A 22,489-nucleotide genomic window follows, 5' to 3' on the forward strand; every position below is an offset into this window, starting at 1 on the left:
TCATGCATCCTTCTTTGGATTACGCGCCTTTGATCATCAAAGGTAATTTACAAGGCTCAGTTGCTGTATTTTCGATACGATCGTGTAGGCCGCTTCCAGCTGTGTCTGCAAAGACTTGACGAGGGTGGAGGCCTCCGCCGGGTCTACACCCTGAAGATCAACGACCTTGTTGTTGATGATGGAGGCCTGCGCATCGAGAGCATCGTTCGCCTTCGTGACGCGCTCCTCCGAGAGACCGAGCTGGCTTTGTTGCGCGACGAGACCCGCGGTCGACTGCGCTGCATAGCCGATCGCCCGGTCGGAGACGGCGTCCATGGCATCGGAACCAAGGCCCTGATCGATCAGCGCGTTCGTCATCACCGTAGCCATCGCGAGATAACGCATGCCGTCGGAATTAGCATTGGTGGACGACGTGATGACTTCCGAGTTGCTGATGCGGCTCGTCATGTTCTGGTTCGATGCCTGGGACCAGCCGGTCACCGGATCCGTCCAGCTCGCCACGCTGAACATCGGCTCGACCGTGTTGGTCATGAAGGTATTCATTTCAGCCGCCGACAGATCACTGACCCCCTTGCCCAACCCGGTCGCATAGCTGTTCAAATCAGCGACGATCTGCGCCTCTACGGCCGCACTGCGATCCGTCAGCGGCGGAACGTCTGTATTGACGCCGGAGAACAGGTATTCACCGCCGGAAATCATGTTTCCGGTGTCCATCAGCTGCGCAAATGCTGAGGTGGCGGACTGGAGAGTAACAGCAATGGAGGTCGCTGTCTGGCTTCCCTTGAGCGCTGTCAGATTGCCAACAAGAGTGTCGCTGGCCTTCTGCATCTCGGCCAAGCCGCTCTGGGACATTTCAAGACGAAGCGCGACGGTCGAATTGCTGTCCTTGAAGGACGAAATGCGATCGAGTTCGCGCGTATAGTTTATGCTTTTAGCCGAATCGATGCCGAGCGATAAGCCGATGTCGGCGTAGGTTCCCGTTGTGGCTTCGATTGAGGCCTGGACCATCTGGTTCTGCGACTGACGGATCGTCAGGCGCATGGCATTCTGAATGGCTGAACTAGAAATGAAAGAGCTCTTCATGGCTTAACTCGCTATATCCAGCAATGACTTCAGCATCTCATCCACGGCGTTGAGAATCTTCGTCCCTGCTTTGTAGGATTGCTCGATGTCGAGAAGCAGCGTCAGTTCCTCGTCAAGATTGACGCCCGTCTCGTTGGAATAAGCCTCATCCGATCGGGAAAGCGCTGCTGCAGTATTTTCCGCCGCACCGCTTGCGTCGCTGCGGTATTGTTCCAGCCAGCCGATGGAGTTCGATGCGAAGTCCATGATGCTGACATTCGAATCGAGACCGGTCGCCGAATTGAAGCCGGTGACGCCTGCGCCGGGATCGAAGTCCATCTTGGCGCCCATAGCGTTGTAGAGCTTGTCGAGCTGTGTCGCGTAGCCGCCATTCTTGTTGGGGGCGGGGTTTTGATCGAACGCGGCGCCATTGATCGCGCCATCGCGCAGTTTCATCGGGTCGCCGCCGAGTGATGTCACCACCGCCGGATTGACCTTGATGCTGCCTGCAATTCCATCGATGACGGCACCGGCGGTTGGTGTGTCGCCCGCAGTGCCGTCCGGCTGCGTCCATGTAAAAAGACCTGGCAGCGTGCTGGTTCCGGCCGTATTCGTCTCCGAAAAGAGGCTGACGAGACCCTTGGCGACTTCATCGAGCTGCGACTGGAATGTCGGCGCGACTTCGTCGCGAAGCTGGAGAAGCGCCGTGAGGCTGCCGCTTGCGGACGTCGTTCCACCCTTTCCAGGGACCAACGCCACGCCGTCAATGTAAACCGCGTTTCCGACTGTGCTTGTGTCGTAGGTGCTTTGGCCCTGGAACGTGACGGAGCGCGGGACGGTATCGAAAAGCACGACGCCGTCCGGCGTGTAGAGCGCCATATCGTTGCCGTTGCGCGTGACGGCGTTGACGCCAACAATATTGGAAATCTGCTTCAGGAGGCGGTCGCGTTCATCAAGCGCCGTTGAAGGATCGGCATTCGTGTTGACGGCATTCTTGACCGCGTTGTTCGCGGTTTCAAACTGGGAGAGAAGCGTGTTGAGCTGGTCAACTGAGTTGCTGATCGACTTGTCCGCACTCGCACGGACCTGCTGGACAGCGTCCGTCGAATTGTTCAGCGAGTTCGCGAGGTCCTGCGCCGCGGTGATCGCGCCCTGAGCGGCAATCGCGTTGTTCGGCGTAGTCCGGAACGCGGAGAGCGCATTCCGGAAATTCGCCAAATATGTGGTAGGGGCGGTTTCGTAGTCATTGCCACCGACAATGGATTTCAGGTCCTCGAGACCGTTCAGGAGCGTCTGCTGCGCACTGTCTTTTGAATTGGCATTCACAAACTGGCGAAGGAGGGCATCCTCCTTCGCGCGGTCAATCTTGACGACCTGAGCCCCGTTCAGCGATGTGCTGATTAACGCCTGCCGACGCACGTAATCCTTATTGCCGGCATTGGCGATATTGTTCGATACGACGCTGCTCTGAGTGCCCGTCGTATTGAATATGCTTTGAGCCGTATTAAGTGCGGAAGTGAGCGACATGGCTTGGTCGTTACCTTACTTATCTCTTGAGGTTGACGAGGACGTCCATGATGTCCGCGCCCGTCTGGAAGACCTTCGAATTGGCCGTGTAGCTACGCTGCGACTCGATCATTTCCGTCAGTTCGCCAGCGAGGTCGACATTCGAGCCTTCAAGGGCACCGGACTGGATGGACCCGAGACCGTTCGTCTGCGGGAAACCGGTAACGGTGACGCCCGAACGTCCATTTGCCTGGTACACGTTGCCGCTGAGGAGGGTCAGTTCGTCGGGACTTGCGACGGTCGCAAGAGGAATGCGGTAGATGGGCCTCGGATCGCCTTCGTCATAGTTGGCATAAACGGTGCCGTCCTTGTCGATTGTGACGCCGGTTACCTCGCTCGCCGGCTGCCCATTCGGCGTGCCGGTGCCGCTGTTGGATGCAGCCTTTTGCGTGAACTGCGAGAGGTCCATGTCGATGTTCAGGTTGCTGATGTTATCAACGAGCGGGAGATTGCTCGTGATAGTGCCGGCATCCGGATCGGTTGCGTCCGTTATGAGGTTGCCCTTCGTATCGAAAACCATAGTGCCTGAGCCGACGAGTGCGTCACCAGGGGCAGCAGGCGGAGCGGCCGAATAGGGGAACGGGCTGCTGCCGGTGGCGGCGGCGTCGTGTCTATAGACGGCGACGTCCCACTCGCCAGAGGTGGTGCCCGTCGCACCCGCGCTCTTGGTAAAATAGAGATCGTACTGAACCTTCGCGCCGAGTTTGTCATAGACAACCATCGACGTTTTGAAGGTGTTCGCCTTGCCTGTGGAGTCAACACCCGGATCCTGGTTTGCACTTGGCAGGTCAGCCACGGGGACGACCGGCATATCGGAGTCGAGGTTGCCCTTGAAGTTTGCTGCCGTCGATTCAATGGCGGTCAGACCGGACTGGTTGACATTGATCGGAAGGAGACCATCGAAGCCGTTGACGACGACCGCCGGCGGGCCGGAGGTGTAGGGATAACCCATGAGCGTAAAGCCGGCAGCATTCACCAGATTGCCGTTCTTGTCCGGGCTAAAATCGCCAGCTCGGGTCAGCACCGGAATGCCGTCCGGGCTCTGCACGATGAAGAAGCCGTCGCCAGAGATCGCCAGATCGGTACCCGACGTGGTGTAGGTCATATCACCCTGGGCGCTGACCGACTGACGTACCGACGTCTGCACGCCGCCCGAATTGTAGTTGCCCGCAGTCGACGGCAGAACCAGCGAAGAAAAGGAGGTCGAAACCGCCTTGTAGCCGGTCGTGTTCGCGTTCGCGATATTGTCGGAGACGGTGCTCAGGCGGTTTGCCTGTGCATTCATGCCCGACACGGCCGTCTTCATGCTCCCGAAAATACTCATCTGAAAACCTCGTTTTCCTTGATAGCCTGGAGAGTATTTGGCGGGCCTTGCGTGAAGCTGTCTGGGACGGACTGCCTGACCGAAATATTGAAAGGCACGTCCGCGTCGGCCCGCTGCCGTAAAATCAATTCCAGTCGATGCAGTAACCGAGGAAGCGCTTGGAATCGACCGGATCGAAGCCCAGTTTCTTGCGCAGCTTCTTGCGGAGCTTGGAGATGTGGCTTTCAACGACGTTCTCTTCGACTTCCTCGTCGAAGATGCCGTAGATGGCGTTGAAGATCTGGGTTTTCGTGACGCGGCGGCCGCGGTTGGCGATCAGGTACTCGAGAATACGGCGCTCGCGACGCGGAAGCGCAAAGACTTCGCCGTTGATTTCGGGATCGCGGCCGTCCGAGAAGACGCGGATCGCGCCGATGTCGGTGTGCGTCGAAATCGCCTTCAGGCGCCGCCGGATTGCAGCAGCCCGCGCGAGTATCTCGCGGGGATGAACCGGCTTGCGAACGACATCGTCGACACCGCAATCAAAAAGTGCAAGCGTGTTTTCGAGCGAAGGCTGATCGCTGACCGCGATCACCGGCGCCTGGGAGCGATCCCGGATGGCGCGCGGCAGCTCCAACGTCTGCCTGCCCTGACCAATCAGAAAAGCCTCGACAGCCGCAATATCGGATTCGGCCGCCGTCTGCACCCACTCTCCGAATTCCTTGGGATCAAAGCCGGTGGAGGGAATGCCCTCACGGCCAAACAGTGATGTGTACCCATCTTTCACGAGCTCACGCTCATCAACCACGACGATCATTCGTCCGCCTCCGAATCAGTGTGGCACCTCGATGCGCCTATGGGTACGAATCGCGCGATTCTGGGACAAGCTGCTGGAACTCAATGGCAGAAATTAATAGTTGATTAACAATTTGGCCGCGATTTGCTCTATATTTAGTATGTCTCATCGACTTTCGACACAAAAATCGCGTGGAAAGTTTAATGAACTGTAAATTAGGCCTTGCGAATCCAATTTTGGGCCAAAAGTTGCCACATTGCGGCACGATTCCGTTTTGTTCACATTTTTCAATTTTTGATTGTATCAGTTCTGGCAAAAAGTACTCGCATTGGGAGTCCACTTGCCGTAGCCGGTAGCGACCAGATTCGCGATAACACGACAGACATATTGCTTCTGGGCAGGGTTATTGTTCGGCCCAGCATGGTATCTGGCTACCGCCATGGTCCAGGTCTCATGGCGGTCGTGGAGATTGCGAAGGAACTTCGCCGCATATTCGACATTGCGATGCGGGTCGAACATGTCTTCCGCTGAACGGAAGTTCTCACCATGAAAGTAATGGTTGATTTGCATGCACCCGATATCGATCAGCTTGGCACCGCTATTGAGCGCCAAATAGAACTGTCTCAACGCGTCCTGCTCGGACGGAGGAAAGACTGCCTTGCCTTCTATGTTGAGCGCGAAAGGATAAAGCGAACCCTTGCGCCCGGTCTCCGTTAGCCCCACGGAATAGAGAATGCCTTCCGGTATGCCGTATCTCGCGGCAGCAGACTGGATCTCCTTCTCGCAGGCTCCGGTGGAGGCACTTGCGCTAGAGGTAAACGCTGCCAGGAGCACTACTGCCAGAGGCGCCAGAAGCAGTCTCAGCATCGGTCTCGCCTCCACCATTGAAGCCTCCGTTTCCGCTCTGCGGTTGGCTGTGTCGCTCGCGTGCTTCACCGCCCTGCCCCTGCTGCAGCGATTGCTGCTGCTGCGGAAACTGTCCCTGCGCATTTGGCTGGTTGCCGGCATCCGGCTGCGCCGCAGGGGTCATGCTGATCGTCACTTTGTCGACGGCATAACCCTGACTGCGCAGCGCTTCGATGATGTGGTCCTGATCTTCCTTGAGCTGACGGTATGCGGCGCCGGTCGCAACCTTCAGATCGACGTTCAGAGCGTCGCCGGAAAGCCGCATGGTTGCCGTGACGACCCCGAGATCGACCGGCGCCATCTGGATCTTCAGGGTATTGACCACCTTTCCGGTGGTCGTCCATTCGGCAGCATTCGAGAGCGCGGAACCGGGCTGCATCGCACGCGCCCATTCGCTGTCACCGCTGATCGCCGCTGTAAGGGACGCAGAATTCTGTGCGAGTCCGATAAAGCGGCGCGAATCGAGGACCGTGACGGTCTCGCCATCGCCCTTGACCTTGCCGCTGGCCGAGCTGTCCTGATCAACAGCGATACGCATGTCCATCGACTGGCCACGTCCGTCTGCGCGACTTAGCCGGAATTTCGTCTTTCCATCGGCGTCGGCAGCCCCGTCGGTGGCAGGCAGTTGCTCACCGCTCGTGTTGGCACCGATTGCCGCCAAGGCTGTCTGTGCAGCACCTGGCTCAGCCGTCTCCACCCCGCGTAAACGCGCAGTGGACGCGCCCCCCTTGCCGCCACTCGCCTTCTCGCCGGCAGTGTCGTTCTTTGCATTCATATGCACGAGGGGTATCGCCGTGGCGACGCGGGCATCCGGTGAATCGCTGTTCAGCAGGCCGAGCACATCAGAGGCTGAGTCTGTGCCAGAGAGGGAGCTTGGGTCCGGGTCGGCGTTTTTGTCTCCACGGGTCCCGCTCGTTTTCGCTGGCTTGGTTCCCTTCACCGGATGAGCCTCGGCCTTGTCGTCGCGGCTTATGCCGTTCTTCACGTCAAGCGTCTCTGCGGCCGTATCGCCGCCGTCCTCGATTTGACCCTTGCCGGATTTGCCAATCGTGATTGCTGCTTCCGGCGGCGTCAGCACCTGTTGCTTCAAGGACGCGTCGCGAAGATCAATCATGGGCTTCATCCGGGCGCCTTGGCGCACGCCATCTGCTGCATGTGCATCTTCACTACCTGGCGCATCCCCACGGTCGGTGCCGGCCTGGTTTACAGAATCATTGTTCTGAGAACTGCTTCCGGCCTTGGAGACCAGGTCGGAAAAGCCGCCCTTATCTTGATCGTTGCGCTTTGCAGCCGCACCATTGCCTCTGGCAGCCTGCGCTGCCTCGGCGGCGACGCCTCCTCCCGGAACGCTCATGTCCATCGTCAATTGCCTTCTTTGCTTAAAAGCCCGTCGATTTCATCGAGTTTCGCACGGCTCGTCGTCATGAAAGATGTGAATGCCGAGTCAGCATCCTGCTGACCCTCAGTGCTGCCGGATGCCGGGCCTGGCGCTGCCCCATCGTCAACGGGCTCGGAAGGTGCCGAAGACCCGGGCAGAGATCCATCGCTGGCCGATGCGGCAGCCTGTCCAGAAGTATTTTCTTCATTAGCAGGCTTAGATTTTGATGCTTGCGTCAGGCTTGCCACGTCCGGTTCTTGCAACACCTGCTCCGCAATTGATTGCGCCGCGGCTCGAAGCGCACGATCACGCGGGGAGAGTTCGCTGTCGGCAACGCTGCTGATGCTTTTGGCCGCGGCGTCGACATCGGCGGTGGAGACTGAGGCCATGTTTCCGTAAAAATCCGCAACCGGGCCGAGGGCATTATCCTCTGCACCGGCAAGCGACTGCGCATATGTCGCCGCTGTTTTCGCAAGCTCGGCCTTGCCCGCAATGCCGGCAGCGCGCGCGATACGAAGATAGACCTCGCGCCGCCTTGGCTCATCCATGAAGGACAGGATGGCGACGATATCTTCCGTCTTCACTTCGTTGTGTTCGATCACCAGCTTGACGAAGAGATCAGCGAATTGGCTTGCATAGGGCGAGTGAAGGAAGCGCCGCACATAGCGCTGCGAGTAGCCGAGCCCCCTGTCGACCAGGCCCGCTTGGACGCTGATCGCGACAGAACGGCGAAGCGCTGCTTCTTCGACGATCGTGCCTGGGACAACAAGACGTGCCTGATCGTAGAGCTTGAGCGCTTCGGTAGGGTTCTGCGCCACCATGACATTACCCGCGACCAGATCGAGGTAAGGACCGATCTTCTTGTCCTGATACTCGTTGGCGATATCGACCAGTGACTTCGCGACGAGCAGGCCCTTGCCGCTTAGATACTTGCGTAGAACATCGGTCACGCGATTGTCGAAATAGCCGTTCACATCGCGAGCGATCAGATACTCGAGCGTAGCCGGATTGCCGCCGCTCATGGCATAGATGAGTGCGGCATCGACATTGCGGGCGTCCTCGAAGACGGAAGGGTCCACGGACCGCAGGCGCTGATCTATCGTCCCCAGCATGAAGCGCTGCATCTCGCCGGCCGAGCTATCCCCGAGAGCAACCGAGTCCTGCACGAACTGGAGCGAACGCAGCATCTTGTACGGCGCCGCGTTTTCCTGATCTCCTCCGGCCGCGACGGCAGGCGAAGCGATCGCCAGTCCGACAGCCAGAAGAAGATGACGGTGCTGCAAGCGCGCCATGAGCTTATCCTTGATCCGCCTGAACCAGGATTTCAATGCGGCGGTTGGCAGCATTGAATGGGTCATCCGGCAGCTTCAGCTTGCGATCGGCAAAGCCGGAAACCTGGGAGATGCGTTTCTCATCCAGCCCGCCGCGGACGAGCATGTAGTAGGCTGCCTGGGCACGATCCGTCGAGAGGCGCCAGTTTGCGTTGTCGGTTCCCTTGTACTGGCGGCCATCCGTATGGCCGCGGATTACCACCGCTCCCTGACGATCCTTTAGAATTTCGCCAATCTTTTCCATTGCCAGCACCATTTCCTTGCGCGGAACGGCGGAGCCGACATTGAACATGGAGCTGTCGCTCTGGTCAGAGAGGCTTACGAGCAGCCCGCCTTCCGCCGGTGTGACGGTCAAGCCCTCCGCAAGCTTACCCGCGACCCCACCGATCTGCTTGGCGATTTCCTGCTGCAGTTCCTCGGCCTGCTTCTGTGCGTCGGCCGCCGTTTGCGCGGCAGATGTCTGTCCGCCAGTTGCGGCTGCACTCGGCTTGCCCGGGGATAGGGCGGCGCTTTCATTGGGCGCTTTGTCCTGTGGCAAATTGACAGGTTCTGCTGCCTGATCCGCGCTCGAGGCGACAGCCTCCGCCTTCGCTAGTTCCGTCGCATCGGGTTTTGGATTCGGGTCGGCTTGATCGGCTGCAGCCTGTGCGGTCTTTTCGGCTGGGGTCTGGGGGGCCTTGTCTGTCTGTGAAACCTCGACCTGCTTCGTCCAGAAATCCGGGTCGAACGGATCGCGATAAGCCTGCCCGCCATCGGCGCCGGTTGCAGGGCCGGAATCGCTCGCGCCACCCTCTCCCTTAACGCTGACATTTGCCTGCTGACCGACTTCCTGTGCAATCTCAGCCAGAACAGAGTAAGGATTTTCGAAGAAATTGGCTTCGGAGTAATTCGTCTTGTCGCCGGAGGACGAGGTCTGATCGTCACCATTGGCTGCAGACGCGCCCTTGGTGGGCTCATCCTCCTTTTCCTTTGATTTGTCCTGCTTCTCCTCGCCGTCGGCTTGGTCGACAGGCTTTTTCAAGCCTTTTTCGGTCGGCTTCTCATCCGCGAGCTTGATCGGATTGAAGTAGGTGGCCACCGACGCCTTCGTCTCCTCGTTCGCGGCGTTGACAAGCCACATGACGAGGAAGAACGCCATCATCGCGGTCATGAAATCGGCATAAGCGATTTTCCATGCTCCGCCATGCCCGCCCTCATGGTCGCCGCCACCATGCCGTTTGACGATGATGACTTCGTTCCTGCCGTGGTGATGATTTTCGCTTTCGCTCATTCAAGAACTTTCTTCAGGCTGGCAGACCAAGCGGAAATGCGCGTGACCAGGACGGAATCCTCGACCTCAACAGCGAGATCGACATCATCGGTCTCCTGATGGCGCAGCAGATTCTGTCTTTCGCCCATTTCGGCCTTGAGCAATTCAAAGAGCTGTGCCGGGCCTTTGACTGTCATCGAGCCTGGCGCGCCTTCCAAGATTGCCTCGTGCAATAACGTCGCAAGACTTGAGACGGCTTCGGCAGCAACCGCTTCCGTCAGCACCGGCGCTATCGCTTTCGCGGTCGCGGCGCTCACGAGATTGGCGACCTCCGCGGCAATTGCATCTAGCCGGCGTGCGATCACCCCCGCCATCTCTTCTGCATGCTTTGCCACCAGGTCGTCTTTCTCCCGCTGGTGGACAAGCGCGATTGCCTGGGCCTCGAGCTCGTATTTCTCGGTCAACTCGGCCGTAGCCGCCGCGTGGCCTTCGCTGTAGGCCTCGCGGCGCTCGGCCTCGACGTCGACCGCCGGCGGCATTTCCGATGTGTCCGGCAAGCCGCCGTAGCTATCGTCCGCAAAGCTGTTAAGGTCGATGACCGGCTCAGCGGGTTTCGTCTCTCCGAAGTCCTTCAAATACCGGGAAAGCATAGCGCTCATCAAAACCACCCGGCCTTTGCAATCAGTTTCGGCATGCGCGCGTCCCGCCTCAAACGAATCAAACCTACGCCAGCAGCGGCTTCGAAGGCCTTCGGCAGCCCTCGGCACGGCTCACAACGTCTCTGGTCGAAACTAGAAAGCCAAACTTGCGCGAGGATGAATGGCAGTCTCCCGCCTGCCATTCGCGAGGCGCAACTACTCAAGCAGGATGAGAATCTTGCTCGCGGAGGTGTTCATGATCGAGAGTGCTTCAGTCCCCATGTCCCGCGCCGTTTCGAACGCGGCCTGTCGGGCCGAAGCTTCATCCATATCGGTATCGACAAGAGCGCCAATGCCCGTCTTCAGGGATTTCGAAAGCGTCTCCACGTAGCTCTGCCGATCCTCGATGCGCGCGTTCATCGTGCCGAGCCCGGTGGCCGTGGTATTGAGGCTCGAGAGGACGTTATCCAACACGTTGAGCATGTCCTGCAGGTCTTGCGACGTCGAGTTGACCGAGATCGATATCTGGGTGCCAGTTGCGGGCGTGGTCGAACCAGCATCGAGCAGATAGTAGTTGCGGGCTGGCACGGCAGCTGGATCGGCACTTATCGATTTCGTCAGCAGGCCGCGGTTGGCGTCGGCCGTATCGATCATGATTGCGTCGGCAGCCGGGTAAGTAATGTTCTGCGGGTAGAATTCACCATTCGGGCCGCGCACGAATCCGCCGGTAACGGACCGCTGCGTCGGCGCGGTCGCGTCGCGGTTCAGCAGCCAGTTCTCGCCGTTGAAATTCACGGAATTTACGACGGTATTCAGCTGCGCTTTGTACTGATCCAGGGTGATGTTGAGCTTACCCCGGTCGTTGGCCGGGTCGGTCGCCGAAACAATCGTAGAGCGCATCTTCGAAACCACATCGATGAGAGAGGTCAGCGCGGTATACGTCGTGTCGACCTTGGCGCCGCCGACACCGAGGGCGTCGTCGATCGTCTTCATCGCGTTGTCGTCGGATCGCAGAGTCGTCGCAGCCGCCCAGGAGGTCGCATTATCCGCGGCCGTCTCAACACGCATCATCGACGATATCTGCCGCTGAATGGAGTCAGCCTCCTTGTTAACGCCGCGAAGAACGGTGAGCACGTTCAACGCGCCTACGTCTGTTATGGTGTAGGCCATCGATAAATCCTCGAAATGAAGGAAAAGGGACAGGCCGGTTTCCCGGCAGCGACCTAGCTGGCTTCATGCCTCCGGCTGGTCCCTCCAACCGGTGCGTCGCAATCAAATCAACTCTTCGCTGAAATTAACCTGACATTTACCTCGGCGGCAAGTGCCCGCGAACCGTCGACGCAAGCTTTAGGCAAGCTCTTGATTTCGCGAAAGAGAAGTCGCCGTGAGCGGGCAATTCCTGGTCGTAAATACGCAAGAGCCGCGCCCGGGAGGCGCGGCTCTGATTCTCCGTTCGCAGAGCCGGTGCGCTGCCGGCGTTGCTGTTTTTATTTGAAGAGCGACAGGATGTTCTGCGACGAGGAGTTGGCGATCGACAGCGACTGAACAGCGAGCTGCTGCTGCGTCTGCAGTGCCGTCAGCTTGCTGGATTCCGCTTCCATGTCGGCGTCTACGAGCTTGCCGACACCCTTGTCGATCGAGTCCATCAGCTTCGACACGAAATCGGTCTGCATGTCGATGCGCGAGTTCATCGAGCCGAGCGACGCTGCCGCGCTGGTCATCTGCTTGAGGGTGGTGTCGACGAACTGGATCATGAAGTCTAGGGCATCTTTCTCGTCGAAGCCTCCGCCCATATTGCCAGACACCGTCGTGAGGTCGGTGATATCGAGATCGGCCACCGAGAAGCCGGCATTGCTCGTTCCGCCGGTCGCCGCATTGCCGGTATCGACATAGTAGGGTGTGCCGGCACCGTCGTCATAGGAAACTTCCTGCCCTGCCGTCGGTTGAGTCGCTGTGAGCAATACCCACTTGTCCTGGCCGTTAAGCTGCAGGTACTGGGGCACACCGCCGGCATCGAGGGCAACCGTCTGACCGCTGGCGTTCGTCGAGAACGTCAGGGCGGGGCTAGCGTTTAGCAGAGTATTGGTCGAATAGGCCTTGACGATTTGAGTCGTTGCCACGCCGTTGACGTTGACGTTCACTGATACGCCATCAGTACCGCTGAACACGGCCTCGGTGTCGAGAATGCCCTTGCCGTAGCTGCCCACTGCTCCCGTGTCGAACAGGACCGTGGTGCTGTCGAGGATATAGTTGACCTTCGTAACTGCGACGTTGCCGGAGGCATCGCGCACGAAGGAGGCGACGACGTTCTTGGTCACTGAGCCGCCGCTGATGTCGGCCTGGAGCCAGTTTTCGCCGGAGAACGAGGCAGCGTCACTGATGCTCTTCAGCTGATCCTGAAGCTGCTTGATTTCGGTCTGGATCTTTCCCTTGTCAACGCCGTCTTCGGTGGCGGCGACCAGCTTGTTCTTGATCTCGGTGACCACGTCGATAGCGGCGTTCATGCCGGAATAGGCGGTATCAACTTTGGCGGAACCGAGGCCGAGAGCGTCGGAAACCGCGGAAAGCGCGCCATTGTCGGAGCGCATGGTCGTTGCGATCGACCAGTAGGCGGCATTGTCGGCAGCGTCGCTGACGCGCAGACCGGAGGAAACACGGTTCTGCGTATCCTCCAGGCTGGCGTTAACGCCGCGCAGCGTCTGGAGTGCGGCCATTGCGGACGTATTCGTCAAAATGCTCGTCATGGAAAGGGTGCCCCTGTTGGCTGCTTAAAAAAGGGACATTCCGGATTTCACCGGCAACGGTGCCAGCTTCATGCCTGTTAACCCGCGCTTAAAGTCGGTTAACTCACCGTTTCTATGCAGCCAAGAAACAGCAATATGGTTAACGCAGGGTTAACGCCGAATAGCGAAAATGACGCCGGCCGGAGAAAAGCCGGCCAGCGCCTGTTTTCGTCAGCCAATCCGACGAGCCTGACGCTCTTAACGGAAGAGCGACAGGATGTTCTGCGACGAGGAGTTGGCGATCGACAGCGACTGGACAGCCAGCTGCTGCTGCGTCTGCAGCGCCGACAGCTTGCTGGATTCCTCTTCCATGTCGGCGTCTACGAGCTTGCCGACGCCGGAGTCGATGGAGTCCATGAGCTTCGAGACGAAGTCGGTCTGCATGTCGATGCGCGAGTTCATCGAGCCGAGCGACGCGGCCGCACTGGTCATCTGCTTGAGCATGGAGTCGACGTGCTGGATCATGAAGTCCAGGGCATCCGAGTTGCTGAAGCTGCCGCCCATATTGCCTTGTACCGTGGCGAGGTCGGTGATGTCGAGATCGTATACCGAGAAGCCGGCCTGTGCGGCCGTTACGCCGGTCGCCACTTTGCTGGTATCGACATAGTAGGAGGTACCGGCACCGTCGTCATAAGCAACGTCCTGCCCTGCCGTCGGCTGAGTCGCGGTCAGCTCTACCCACTTGTCCTGGCCGTTAAGCTGCAGATACTGAGGCACACCGCCGGCATCGAGGGCAACCGTCTGACCGCTTGCGTTCGTTTGGAACGTCAGGGCGGGGGTCGCGCTCAGCAGAGTGTCGGTCGAATAGGCCTTGATCGCTTGAGTCGTTGCCACGCCATTGATGTTGACGGTTACGGATACACCATCCGTACCGGTGAACAGGGCCTCGTTGTCGAGAATGCCCTTGCCATAGCCGCCTGTCGCGCCGGTGTCGAACAGGATCGTGGTGCTGTCGAGGGTATAGTCGACCTTCTTGACCGAGACGTTGCCGGAGGCATCGCGTACGAAGGAAGCGACGACGTTCTTCGTCACCGCGCCGCCGCTGATATCGGCTTCGAGCCAGTTTTCGCCGGAGAACGAGGCAGCATCGCCGATGCTCTTCAACTGATCCTGCAGCTGCTTGATTTCGCCCTGGACCTTCGCCTTGTCGACGCCGTCTTCGGTGGCGGCGACCAGCTTCTGCTTGATCTGGGTGACGACGTCGATGGCGGCGTTCATGCCGGAATAAGCGGTATCGACCTTGGCGGAACCGAGGCCGAGAGCGTCAGAAACGGCGGAAAGCGCGCTGTTGTCGGAGCGCATGGTCGTTGCGATCGACCAGTAGGCGGCGTTGTCGGCAGCGGAACCGACGCGCAGACCGGACGAAACGTGAGCCTGCGTATTCGAAAGGCTCTTATTGATGCCCTGCAACGTCTGCAGAGCGGCCATGGCCGCGCCATTGGTGAGAATGCTCGTCATGATACTAGTGTCCCTTATTGAAAACGAATGGGAGGGGACATTCCGGACCTTTACCGGGAACGGCTATCAGCATCATGCCTGCTAACCGGTTAGTTAGGTTAACCGCCGTTTCGATGGTCCTAGAAGACACCAATATGGTTAAGGAACACTGAACGCTGGATTGAAAAAGTGTAAACAAAACCGTAACTTACACGGCCAACATTAACCTACTCTTAAACAATTCGCGGCCGGGAACGACCCGGCCGCGAGTTCATTCGAAATCCTGCGTCGCTCTTAGCGGAAGAGCGACAGGATGTTCTGCGACGAGGAGTTGGCGATCGACAGCGACTGGATGGCGAGCTGCTGCTGCGTCTGTAGGGCTGTCAGCTTGCTGGATTCCTCTTCCATGTTGGCGTCTACGAGCTTGCCAACGCCGGAGTCGATCGAGTCCATGAGCTTCGAGACGAAGTCGGTCTGCGTGTCGATGCGCGAGTTCAGCGAACCGAGCGACGCTGCCGCACTGGTCATCTGCTTGAGAGCCGAGTCGACAGACTGGATCATAAAGTCCAGAGCATCCGACGCGGTAAAGCTGCCGCCCATATTGGTTGCCACAGTCTGGAGATCGGTGATGTCAAGATTTGACACCGAGAAGCCGGCCGCCTGGTTCGTTACTGCGGTCGCCGCATTGCCGGTATCGATATAGTAGGACGTGCCGGCACCGTCGTCATAGGCCACTTCCTGCCCTGCCGTCGGCTGAGCCGCAGTCAGCTGTACCCACTTGTCCTGACCGCTGAGCTGCAGATACTGAGGCGTACCGCCCGCATCGAGGGCCACCGTCTGACCGCTGGCGTTCGTCGAGAACGTCAGACTGGGGGTCGCATTCAGCAGATTGTCGGTCGAGTAGCCCTTGACCGTCTGGGTCGACGCAACACCATTGATGTTGACGGAGACCGTTACACCGTCGGTGCCGGTGAACCGGACGTTATTGTCGAGAAGGCCGTTGCCGTAGCCGCCGGTTGCGCCGGTGTCGAACAGAACCGAGGTGCTGTCGAGGGCATAGTCGACCTTCTTGACCGAGACGTTGCCCGAGCCATCGCGCACGAAGGAGGCGACGACGTTCTTCGTCACTGAGCCGCCGCTGATGTCGGCCTGGAGCCAGTTTTCGCCGGAGAACGAGGCAGCATCGCCGATGCTCTTCAGCTGGTCCTGCAACTGCTTGATTTCGCCCTGGACCTTCGCCTTATCGACGCCGTCTTCGGTAGCGGCGACCAGCTTCTGCTTGATCTGGGTGACGACGTCGATGGCGGCGTTCATGCCGGAATAGGCGGTATCAACCTTGGCGGAACCCAGGCCGAGCGCGTCGGAAACGGCGGAAAGCGCGCTGTTGTCGGAGCGCATGGTCGTTGCGATCGACCAGTAGGCGGCGTTGTCGGAAGCGGAACCGACGCGCAGACCGGACGAAACGTGAGCCTGCGTATTCGAAAGGCTCTTGTTGATTCCCTGCAACGTCTGCAGAGCGGCCATTGCGGACGTGTTCGTTACAATACTTGTCATAGTTGTCCCCTGAAACTCGGTACAAAAAAGGAGGACATACCGGACTTTTAATACCGGTAATGACGGACCAGCCTCATGCCACTCGGTTCATCAATCTTAAAACCAAACCCGTCATGTCAGGCCAATCTCGTCGCTATTGCTTGCTAATTCCTTAAGCCCAGAAAAGGCTGAACCGCCCCGCCATTATATGGTTAAGCCGAAGTTAGGTCGTGCGCAAAAAGTGTGCCACGGGAGTGACAGTTCGCCTGGCCGCATCCACCTGTTTCGAGCAAGATTCAACTGTTACTGCGGCAAACTGCCAGCCAGCACAGGGTCGAACGACCGACATGGCTTCCGAGCTTTGAGGGAGTAGCAAGAATTGAAAGCAGCCGTAACCTTCTCAGCCGCGTCGCAGGCGCTTCAAAAGGGACAGTACACGAAGTCCCTCGAGATGCTTAACCAACTCATCGACGTCCAGAAAGATGCGAAAACATACGCGCTTCTTGCCAAAACGCTCGAGACGCTCGGAATGAAGGCTGACGCCGCCAGGGCATACATACTCGCGTCGGAACAACCTACTCAAAACGTGTCAGAATATCAGAAGCAGGCACTGCGGATCTACTTCGAACTGCAGGATGACGAGCAGGTGCTTCTCATCGGCATGAAGCTTTTCATTAAGCATCCCAACGAAGCCGAAATTGCATACGCCCTGGCTTCGATTTTTCTGAAACAGGGCAAGGACGACCTGCTTCCCCCCTTCCGCAAGCCGCTGACCGACAGCTCGGATCCAAAGCATCTGCATCTGGCCACGCGGCTATTGACCAACGATCTGGGGGACGAGGCGAACCTGCATCTTGCTCGCAAGATCCTCAGCAAATACGCGAGCGATGCGACATTCCGCTTCATCTATCTCATCTTCTGCCGTGAATTTTGCGAATACGATGCGGTCGAGAAGCATCAACGCGATCTGGATGCGATCATTGCTTCGGGCAATCACGAGATCTTCCGCAAGGACAATGCGTTCTATAACTTCACCTGGTGCGGGGATGAAAGCATCAATCGCTTGGCGGAAGCCACCACCCCCACGATGCCGGCGAACATCACGCAAGAGCGGCGTCAGGTGCCCCATGTCTGGGGTGAAAAAATCCGGATCGGTTATCTTTCCGCGGATTTTTTCGCCGACCATGCGACCATGAAGCTGCTGCGGCGCGTCCTCGAGGTCCATGACAGGGATCGTTTTGACGTAACGCTGTTCTGCCATACGCCGCTGCAGTTCATTACGGAAGACGACACTCTGCGCTCCCAGTGGGGGAAAGTCGTACGTATTCACGATCTCAGCGACCAGGCTGCCGCTCAACTGATTCGTGAGCATAACATTGACGTTCTCGTCGATCTGAAAGGCCACACGCACTTCACCAGGGCTGCTATCCTCAATCATAGGACGGCCCCGGTACATGTATCCTGGCTTGGCTATCCCGGCAGCACCATCCACGTCGACCTCGACTATGTCATCGGCGACCCCTATGTCCTGCCAGAGGTATGCAAGCCCCACTATGACCAGAAGCTAGCCCGGCTTCCGGAGAGCTACCAGCCCAACGACGCTGTGCATCGGCCGCTTCCCGAACCTGTCACGCGTGCTGAACTGGGGCTTCCGGACGATGCCTTCGTCTTTGCTTCCTTCAACGCCAACCGCAAGATATCGCTGAAGACGATCGAGCTGTGGACCCGGATCCTGAAGCGGACGAAAAACAGCGTGATTTGGATCATGACGCAACATCCGCGCACAGAAGCCAATATCATCAAAAAATTTCAGCAGGGCGGCATCTCCCCGAAGCGAATCTTCTTTGCTCCGAAGCTGAAGTTCGAGCTCCACCTCAATCGCCTGCCGGCGGCCGACCTTGCGCTCGATACCTTTCCCTGCAACGGCCACACCACGACCTCGGAGCAGCTCTGGAGCGGATTGCCGGTGCTGACGGTCAAGGGAACGCATTTTGCCTCCCGCGTGAGCGAGAGCTTGCTGAATGCAATCGGGCTGCCGGAGCTGGTGGCGCAGGACGTCGACGAGTACGAGGAAATGGCGGTGGCGCTGGCGGAAGATCACGGACGCGTCGCGGCATACAAAGAACGGCTGATCGCCAACCGGTTTGTCAAGCCATTGTTTGACGCAGAACGTCTCTGCCGTCATCTGGAAAAGGCCTATGAAATGATGGTTGAGCGCGCCAGGGCAGGATTGGAGCCGGATCACATCGACGTGCCGGCGCTGCCCGCGCGCGCAGCCCCCTTCTTGGATAGGGCCGAGTAACAGGCCGCACGAGGTGAACGAAACCGCCGGTCACGCGCCCGGCGGTTTTCATTTGCGGTCACTCTGGTCGATCGGGTGTGCGAATTAGTGGAAGGACCGCACGAGGCTGCCGACCAGCAGATTCCAGCCGTCAATCAGCACGAAGAACAGAATCTTGAAGGGAAGCGAGATCGACGTCGGTGGCAGCATCATCATACCCATCGCCATGGTGATCGTCGCAACGATCAGGTCGATGACGAGGAACGGCAGAACGATCAGGAAGCCGATCTCAAACCCACGCCGGATTTCCGAAATCATGAATGCCGGAATGAGAACGCGGTAGTCGATCTGGGCACCCGTTTGGACCGTCTGGCCACGCTCACGGGCGAGGTCGACGAAGAGCGCCAGATCCTTGTCGCGCGTGTTGGCGGCCATGAACGTTCGGAAAGGCTCGGCGATGCGCTGCACCGCCTCCTGCTCGTTGATCTGACTGGCCAGCAGCGGCTGCACGCCGTTCTGCCAGGCTTGATCGAAAGTCGGCGACATGACGTAGAAGGTCATGAAGAGCGCCAGCGAGAGCAGGATCATGTTGGAAGGCGTTGAAGAAAGCCCCATGCCGCTGCGCAGGATGGAAAAGGCGATGACGAAGCGCGGAAAGCTCGTCACCATGATCAGGATGCCGGGAGCAATCGAAAGGACGGTCAAAAGACCGAAGGTACGGATAATCCAGGCCGCGACGGAGCCATCGACCGGGATATTCAAAAGATTGCCTGGTAGCTGCTGGGCAAACGCCAGTTCCGGCACCGCCATCATGGCGGCAAATAAAGCTATGAATCGAATCATTCGATGACAAAGGTCCTGAACATGACCTTCGATACGCGCCCTTTGGAGCGCAGGTCAACACGTTCCTGGATGTCATCCCTGAGATATTGAAAGCCGCGCGGCCCTTCGATCTGCTGAAGGGAAACGGTCCGGATGTAGGCCATGATATCCTGGTGGATATCCTCGGCCATCTTCACGTCCGGAGGGCCATCGAAAAGTAGCGCCACCTCGAGCCGTACCCAATTTTCCGAGGGATAGGCAAGGTTAGAGGTGATCGGCTCAAGCTGAACGATGTTGTTTGCTTCGGTGGAGATGTGAGGAAGCCCGGCTTCTGCTTCCTTGCCTTCCCCGGCGCCAGCCGGGACCGTTTCGGTCGCGGCCGCTTGCTCGGCGCTCTTGACGTTCGGGGCGATCATCGTGCCAAGGAACCAGCCCCCGCCGCCGCCGAGCACGGTCAGCGCGAGCAGGCCGATCGCCATGATCAGCATCGCAGGCCTCTTTTTGGGACTGCCTTCGTTTTCCACTGCGTCTGCCATAGCTGTGAGGCCCTAGAGCGGCGAGAAAAGATCGACGGCCTGCTGGCCGCTTGGTGGCTGCTGCACTTCCATCAGACGGCCACGGCCGCCGTAGGAGATGCGCGCTTCGGCGATCTTGTCGTAGGAGATCTGGTTGTCGGAGTTGACATCCTGCGGGCGCACGATACCGGCGACGTTGAGGATGCGCAGTTCCTGGTTCAGACGAACCTCCTGCGAGCCGCTGATCACGAGGTTGCCGTTTTCCAGAATGCCGGTGACGACGGCGGCGACGAGAAGCGTTAGCTTGTCCGTGCGTTCGATCTTGCCCTTGCCATCCGTGCTGGTGTCGGACCCATAGGTGACATCGGTCTTCGATTGCGGCGTCCAGCCGAAGATCTGCGCGTTGACGTCCCAGTTCAGCCCGCTCGAATTCTGCCGGCTACGACTGGTTTCGTTGTCGAACGATGCCTTGTCGTTGATCTGGATATCGACCGTCAGGATATCGCCGACGTTAAGCGCGCGCGCGTCCTTGAAAAGGGCTGACTGCGAGTCGTTCCACAGGGAATACCCCTGCGCCACCTGGTGCGGATTCTTCGGATAAAGCGACATCTGCGGTGTCTGGCCATAGGCCAGGCCGCTGCCGATCGGGCTCATGGCAGGCGCCCGGCCGATCTCCCTCACAGCCTGCGGCGATTGGCAGCCTGCGAGAAGAGCAACAGCGGCAATGGCAGCCGGGAAACGTTTGTTCATGAGGGATCCTTCGACGTATTGGGATCGGACGCACTTGCGATGATATTGGCGAGGACCGCCGCCTTTTGCGGATCCATCTCGTTCAGGATCAGGCTCGACTGACGTGAACTGAGCCGCATGATCACCGCGGCCGCGACCTCGGTCTTCACTTCCTGGAGCTGCAGCGCCGCGGCATCCGGCTTCATGTTCTTATAGATGTCGGTAAGGCCTGCCTGAGCCTGCTTGAGAAAGTCATTGCGACGCTTCAGCCAATCCTGATATTCGGCCGTGCGCTTGCCCATCTCTGCCATGCGGGAGTCGATATCCGCCTGCAGCTTTTCGAGTTCCTGTTTCTGCAGCAAATAGCGTTGGTCACGTGCCGGATCGGCAATATTGGTGCAGAACTGTTTGATTTCCTCTTCCGACGTGAGGTTGCCGGTGGGGCTTGCCGCCTCCTGGGCAAAAGCGCCCGGGATGGACAGAAGGACAACTGCGGCAGCCGGCAGCGCGAGGCTCCGCAACAGCCCAGAGATATTCAGGCCGAATTTCGAAACGATCATTGCAGTACGAGCTCCGCCTGCAGCGCACCTGCAGATTTGATACCCTGCAGGATTGCGATGATACCATCCGGTTTGACGCCAATGTTATTGAGACCTGCGACAAGGGTTCGAAGGTCTGGTCCGTTGATGACTGCGAGGGCCCCGCCGGTTTTCTGCGTAGAGATATAGGTCTGCGGCTGAACGGCGGTGACCCCGCGTGAGAACGGTTCAGGCTGGATAACCTGCGGCGTCTCAGTGACCTGCACAGTCAGCGTTCCGTAGCTGACTGCAACCGGCGAGACGCGCACGTCCGCTCCGATCACGATCGTGCCGGTGCGTTCATTGATCACCACCTTCGCCGGCGTATCGGTGTCGACGGCGAGATTTTCGATATCCGCCATCAATCGTGTAAGGTCCGCCTCACGCGGCTTCTGCACAACCACCTCCTGTGCGTCCTTGGGCTCCGCGACCGGACCGCCGAAGCGAGCGGACGCATACCGGTTCACGACGTCGCTAATGCGCACGGCCGTCGAGAAATCCGGATTGCGGAGCTGCAGCACGAGATTGACAGAATCCTTGAAGTGCGAGGGGAGTTCGCGCTCGATAATTGCGCCGCCCGGAACGCGACCGGCGGTCGTGACGCCTTCGGTCACGGTCGCCGCCTGGCCCTGTGCCTGAAAGCCCGACACGACAACAGAACCTTGCGCTACGGCATAGATCTGGCCATCCGCACCTGAGAGGGACGTCATGATGAGCGTACCGCCGCGCAGCGAGGTCGCATCGCCGAGCGAACTGACGGTAACGTCAATGCGGCTGCCGGGACTCGCGAAGGGCGGAAGGTTGGCCGTGACCATGACGGCGGCCGTATTCTTGGCGTTGGATTGTCCGCCTTGAGTCGAGATGCCGAGGTTCTGGAGCATGGCGCGCATCGACTGCTCGGTGAACGGCGAAGCGCGGAAGCCGTCGCCCGTCCCCTGGAGGCCGACGATGAGACCGTAGCCGATCAGCTGATTGTCACGCCCGGCTTGCAGCGAAGCGATGTCTTTGATCCGCGAGGTCACCGCAAATGCCGGCGTCACATGCGCCATGCACATCGAAAGGGCCGCGAACGCGGCGAAAATGCGAGAGACAATCTTCATTTTGCCGCCACGTGTATGGTGCCGTCAGCAAGAACGGTGCCGCTTACGATGACCCCCGAGTCCATGTTGCGAGCGCGGATGACCTGGCCGGTAAAGCCGTCCTCGAGCGGCGAGCCCGCCGCGGAGATCGTCATCGTTCCCATGCTGAAGACGAGACGAATCTGCGAGCCGCGCGTGACCGTATAAGGCTCGCGCAACGCCCCGACCGGAATCGTCCGTCCGGGCAGTAGCGTACGCTTCGAGATCATGCCGCTAACTTCTTCGATGGATTTGGCGTAACCGGCTGCGAGGTTCGGATTCGTAACCTCGACCTCTTGAAGCTGGCCGCCGTCGATCGTTTCCCCGGGGTAGATAATCGCTGTCGGAACGACAGCGTAGCCCATGTCGGCGCCGGCAGCTGCGGCAGGCATGAAACTGCCGTAGACCGCAACCGTTGCCAATGCCGTCAAAGCGACGATATTTCTCGCCCGGCGAAACATCAT

At 58.9% G+C, this 22,489-nt stretch carries 20 protein-coding genes; 1 reads left to right on the forward strand and 19 read right to left on the reverse strand.

Annotation, left to right across the window (positions count from 1 at the left end; all coding sequences use genetic code 11):
• Nucleotides 1–36: 36 nt before the first annotated feature.
• The 13 genes from ACPYOJ_RS03945 to ACPYOJ_RS04005 form a co-directional block, all read right to left on the reverse strand.
• Complete coding sequence (locus tag ACPYOJ_RS03945; protein WP_481415084.1) at nucleotides 37–1,083, reverse strand: flagellar hook-associated family protein; 1,047 nt, start codon at nucleotides 1,081–1,083, stop codon at nucleotides 37–39.
• Between the two features lie 3 nt (nucleotides 1,084–1,086).
• Nucleotides 1,087–2,589, reverse strand: a complete 1,503-nt coding sequence (flgK, locus tag ACPYOJ_RS03950) for a flagellar hook-associated protein FlgK (protein ID WP_481415085.1) — start codon at nucleotides 2,587–2,589, stop codon at nucleotides 1,087–1,089.
• Nucleotides 2,590–2,608: 19 nt separating this feature from the next.
• Complete coding sequence (locus tag ACPYOJ_RS03955) at nucleotides 2,609–3,952, reverse strand: flagellar hook protein FlgE (RefSeq protein ID WP_481415086.1); 1,344 nt, start codon at nucleotides 3,950–3,952, stop codon at nucleotides 2,609–2,611.
• A 124-nt stretch (nucleotides 3,953–4,076) separates the two neighbouring features.
• The gene (gene rem / locus ACPYOJ_RS03960; RefSeq protein ID WP_481415087.1) at nucleotides 4,077–4,748 is read right to left on the reverse strand and encodes a transcriptional activator Rem; all 672 of its coding nucleotides are present in this window, start codon (nucleotides 4,746–4,748) and stop codon (nucleotides 4,077–4,079) included.
• 282 nt (nucleotides 4,749–5,030) lie between these two features.
• On the reverse strand, nucleotides 5,031–5,594 hold the full coding sequence (locus ACPYOJ_RS03965) for a transglycosylase SLT domain-containing protein (RefSeq protein ID WP_481415088.1): 564 nt from the start codon (nucleotides 5,592–5,594) through the stop codon (nucleotides 5,031–5,033).
• The gene (gene fliK, locus ACPYOJ_RS03970) at nucleotides 5,536–6,993 is read right to left on the reverse strand and encodes a flagellar hook-length control protein FliK (RefSeq protein WP_481415089.1); all 1,458 of its coding nucleotides are present in this window, start codon (nucleotides 6,991–6,993) and stop codon (nucleotides 5,536–5,538) included. The genes ACPYOJ_RS03965 and fliK overlap by 59 nt, the downstream gene beginning before the upstream one ends.
• Before the next feature lie 2 nt (nucleotides 6,994–6,995).
• Entirely contained in the window at nucleotides 6,996–8,303 is a 1,308-nt protein-coding gene (gene motC / locus ACPYOJ_RS03975; RefSeq protein WP_481415090.1) for a chemotaxis protein MotC, read from the reverse strand.
• Between the two features lie 4 nt (nucleotides 8,304–8,307).
• The gene (locus ACPYOJ_RS03980) at nucleotides 8,308–9,612 is read right to left on the reverse strand and encodes a MotB family protein (RefSeq protein ID WP_481415091.1); all 1,305 of its coding nucleotides are present in this window, start codon (nucleotides 9,610–9,612) and stop codon (nucleotides 8,308–8,310) included.
• Nucleotides 9,609–10,250, reverse strand: coding sequence for a hypothetical protein (locus tag ACPYOJ_RS03985; RefSeq protein ID WP_481415092.1), 642 nt, complete (start codon nucleotides 10,248–10,250; stop codon nucleotides 9,609–9,611). The genes ACPYOJ_RS03980 and ACPYOJ_RS03985 overlap by 4 nt, the downstream gene beginning before the upstream one ends.
• 195 nt (nucleotides 10,251–10,445) lie before the next feature.
• On the reverse strand, nucleotides 10,446–11,399 hold the full coding sequence (locus ACPYOJ_RS03990; RefSeq protein WP_481415093.1) for a flagellin N-terminal helical domain-containing protein: 954 nt from the start codon (nucleotides 11,397–11,399) through the stop codon (nucleotides 10,446–10,448).
• Nucleotides 11,400–11,716: 317 nt separating this feature from the next.
• Nucleotides 11,717–12,973, reverse strand: a complete 1,257-nt coding sequence (locus ACPYOJ_RS03995) for a flagellin N-terminal helical domain-containing protein (protein ID WP_481415094.1) — start codon at nucleotides 12,971–12,973, stop codon at nucleotides 11,717–11,719.
• 237 nt (nucleotides 12,974–13,210) lie between these two features.
• A complete protein-coding gene (locus ACPYOJ_RS04000) occupies nucleotides 13,211–14,470 on the reverse strand; it encodes a flagellin N-terminal helical domain-containing protein (RefSeq protein WP_481415095.1) in 1,260 nt (419 codons plus the stop codon).
• A 273-nt stretch (nucleotides 14,471–14,743) separates the two neighbouring features.
• Complete coding sequence (locus ACPYOJ_RS04005) at nucleotides 14,744–16,003, reverse strand: flagellin N-terminal helical domain-containing protein (RefSeq protein WP_481415096.1); 1,260 nt, start codon at nucleotides 16,001–16,003, stop codon at nucleotides 14,744–14,746.
• Nucleotides 16,004–16,361: 358 nt separating this feature from the next.
• Between ACPYOJ_RS04005 and ACPYOJ_RS04010 the strand changes: the two genes are divergently transcribed.
• A complete protein-coding gene (locus tag ACPYOJ_RS04010; protein WP_481415097.1) occupies nucleotides 16,362–18,284 on the forward strand; it encodes an O-linked N-acetylglucosamine transferase, SPINDLY family protein in 1,923 nt (640 codons plus the stop codon).
• A gap of 84 nt (nucleotides 18,285–18,368) precedes the next feature.
• Here the strand turns inward: ACPYOJ_RS04010 and fliP are convergent, their stop codons facing one another.
• From fliP to flgA, 6 genes are read right to left on the reverse strand one after another with little or no spacing between them, the layout of a single operon-like run.
• Nucleotides 18,369–19,106, reverse strand: a complete 738-nt coding sequence (gene fliP, locus ACPYOJ_RS04015; RefSeq protein ID WP_481415098.1) for a flagellar type III secretion system pore protein FliP — start codon at nucleotides 19,104–19,106, stop codon at nucleotides 18,369–18,371.
• Complete coding sequence (locus ACPYOJ_RS04020; protein ID WP_481415099.1) at nucleotides 19,103–19,621, reverse strand: flagellar basal body-associated FliL family protein; 519 nt, start codon at nucleotides 19,619–19,621, stop codon at nucleotides 19,103–19,105. Before ACPYOJ_RS04020 ends, fliP begins: the two co-directional genes overlap by 4 nt.
• A gap of 12 nt (nucleotides 19,622–19,633) precedes the next feature.
• Entirely contained in the window at nucleotides 19,634–20,350 is a 717-nt protein-coding gene (flgH, locus tag ACPYOJ_RS04025) for a flagellar basal body L-ring protein FlgH (RefSeq protein ID WP_481415100.1), read from the reverse strand.
• On the reverse strand, nucleotides 20,347–20,889 hold the full coding sequence (locus tag ACPYOJ_RS04030) for a MotE family protein (RefSeq protein ID WP_481415101.1): 543 nt from the start codon (nucleotides 20,887–20,889) through the stop codon (nucleotides 20,347–20,349). The genes flgH and ACPYOJ_RS04030 overlap by 4 nt, the downstream gene beginning before the upstream one ends.
• On the reverse strand, nucleotides 20,886–22,007 hold the full coding sequence (locus tag ACPYOJ_RS04035; RefSeq protein ID WP_481415102.1) for a flagellar basal body P-ring protein FlgI: 1,122 nt from the start codon (nucleotides 22,005–22,007) through the stop codon (nucleotides 20,886–20,888). The genes ACPYOJ_RS04030 and ACPYOJ_RS04035 overlap by 4 nt, the downstream gene beginning before the upstream one ends.
• Nucleotides 22,004–22,489 (reverse strand): flagellar basal body P-ring formation chaperone FlgA, encoded by a 486-nt coding sequence (gene flgA / locus ACPYOJ_RS04040; protein WP_481415103.1) that lies wholly within the window; start codon nucleotides 22,487–22,489, stop codon nucleotides 22,004–22,006. Before flgA ends, ACPYOJ_RS04035 begins: the two co-directional genes overlap by 4 nt.

The sequence above is a fragment of the Rhizobium sp. SVR5-9E genome, assembly GCF_056755095.1.